The sequence below is a fragment of the Collinsella aerofaciens genome, assembly GCF_015670745.1.
Classification (GTDB): domain Bacteria; phylum Actinomycetota; class Coriobacteriia; order Coriobacteriales; family Coriobacteriaceae; genus Collinsella; species Collinsella aerofaciens_T.
On record NZ_JADPCH010000040.1, the window covers coordinates 1 to 2,225 of the forward strand.

The 2,225-nt window shown below is 68.0% G+C and carries 2 protein-coding genes; both read right to left on the reverse strand.

The annotated features are described in order from the left end of the window. Positions 1-41: 41 nt before the first annotated feature. The gene (gene istB / locus I4W07_RS09070; RefSeq protein ID WP_055285406.1) at positions 42-830 is read right to left on the reverse strand and encodes an IS21-like element helper ATPase IstB; all 789 of its coding nucleotides are present in this window, start codon (positions 828-830) and stop codon (positions 42-44) included. Next, positions 827-2,065, reverse strand: a complete 1,239-nt coding sequence (gene istA, locus I4W07_RS09075) for an IS21 family transposase (protein ID WP_196026416.1) — start codon at positions 2,063-2,065, stop codon at positions 827-829. Before istA ends, istB begins: the two co-directional genes overlap by 4 nt. Positions 2,066-2,225 lie beyond the last annotated feature (160 nt).

Consider the following 2,225-nt stretch of genomic DNA (forward strand, 5'->3'; position numbering starts at 1 on the left):
ATACACCGGATTCGCCAACGCGGATGTGCCGCTTTCGGCGCCTAGGCGCCCTCCTCCTTCCCGTCCTCACCGCCGATGGACACGTCCTTCAGGCGGTACGACCGGCCCGTTATCTTGATCATCGCGCAGTGGTGGCACAGCCTGTCGGCGACCGCCGAGGCCGTGACGTTGCTGCCGAACACGTCGCCCCACCTGCCGACCGGCACGTTGGTCGTGACGATCGTCGACCGCTTGAGCGCGTAGCGCCTGTTCACCAGCTGGAACAGCAGGTCGGCGCCCTCTTTCCCGATATCGAGGTAGCCCAGCTCGTCTATTATCAGCAGGCTGCAGTGCTCGTAGAACCGCATCCTGCGCGCCAGCGCCTCCTTCGCCGAGGCGTGCTTGAGGTCCTCGACCAGCCTCGAGCAGTCGGCGAAGTACACCTGCTTGCGGGCCATCACCGCCTCGTGGCCTATGGCTATCGACAGGTGGGTCTTGCCGACGCCCGGGCTGCCGACGAGCACGACGTTGTCGCCGCGGTCGACGAACTCGAGCGTGGCCAGCTGCTCGACCAGCCCGCGGGGCACGCTCGGCTGGAAACCCCAGTCGAAGTCGGCCAGCGTCTTTATGTAGGGGAAGTTGGCCATCCTCGTGCGGCGCTCGTCGTCGGCGCGCCGCTTGAGGGCTATCTGGGCGTCGGTGAGCTCGAGCATGGCGTCGACCAGGCTCTTCCTCCCGTCGGCGACGAGCCTGACGTACTCGGGCACCGACGACGCCATGCCCTCGAGCCCCAGCTCCTCGAGATTGGCCGCCAGGCGGTTGAGCGGGCTGGCCTGCACCGCGGCGCTCACAGCGAGCCCCCTATCGAGTCGAGCAGCCCGAGGTTGGCGGCGGCGGCCGCCTCGATGTCGCCGGCGGCGTCGCCGAACCAGCGCTTCCCGGCCATGGCCTCGGCGTAGTGCGCCGGGTCGTAGGCCGGCCCGCCCGCCACGTGCGTCGCCACCAGCTCGCCGCCGACGTAGCAGTCCATCGCGCCGCCGGGCATGCAGACGATGCGGGCGGGCCTGCCGATGCAGCGCCTGGGCACCGACATGGGCTCGCCGTGCGCGCTGACCAGCATCGTGGCCGGCACCCTGGCCACGCGCACCACGTCGCCCATCGCCTCCTCGAGGGCGCGGAGGTTGCCGACGGGCAGCAGCGCGTCCTTCTCCTCCATGAACAGCGCGGAGGGCGGCAGCCCCGTGGTCTCGTTGGGCTCGGAGTTGCTGGCGTCCTCGATCCGCGCGATGATCTCGTCGATGTCGTCCCAGCCGTCGAAGTCGCCCTGGTAGGCCGCGAGCCGCGACAGGAAGCGGTTCGACGACTCGACCTTGCCCTTGGTCTGGGGGCTGCGCGGGCGGCACAGCTTCAGCTCGAAGCCGGCGGCCTTGGCGAACTCGTATGCGCGCTGGACCTTGAGGCGCCTGCCGCCCTTGACCGTCACCAGGGCGGACATGTTGTCCGTGACCCACTCGCGGGGCACGCCGCCGAGCCTCGCGATCGTGGCGTACATGCATCTGACCAGGTCGTCGGTCGTCCTGGTCCCCGACCGGATGAATATGTGCCTGCGGGAATGGCCCAGCGTCGCCGCGAACGCGTTGAACTCGAACAGCTCGCCGTCGCGGTTCGCCATCCTGACCGACTCCTTCCAGTCGAACTGCAGCTGCAGCCCGGGCGGCGTCTCGAAGCGCGGGTGCGGTTCCGGGCCGACGGAGGCCCCGACGGCGATACCGTTCTTGCGCATGAACTGGGTGAAGGCGTTGTAGCCGGCCAGGTTCTCGCCGGGATACCTGTGCAGCAGCCACTCGTGGATGCCCTTCTTGGTGACCCCCGGCAGCTGCGCCTTGGCGGCCACCTCCTCGATGTGCGCGTCGAAGGAGCCCGCCCTGTCGGCGCGCCCGTCGCGGGGCCGGCCGCCCTCGGCCCTCCAGTACGCCGCCACGGTGTGCCTGTCCTTGCCGTAGCGCTTCGCTATGTCGCTGAAGTTGGGCTTTATGCCCGCTTCCCTGTACATGTCCAACTCTCCGATCAGGTTCTTCTCCGCCACGGCCGCTCCTCCCGAAAGCATCGTTCGCTTGTCGGTCGAAGCGTAAGCCCCGGCGTTGGTGGAAATGGTGAAAATGCGTTGGCGTGATCGGGGAAATTGCGTTGGCGGAATCGGCTAAAGTGCGATGGCGAAATTGGTTGTTTTTACAGTAGCGCTAACA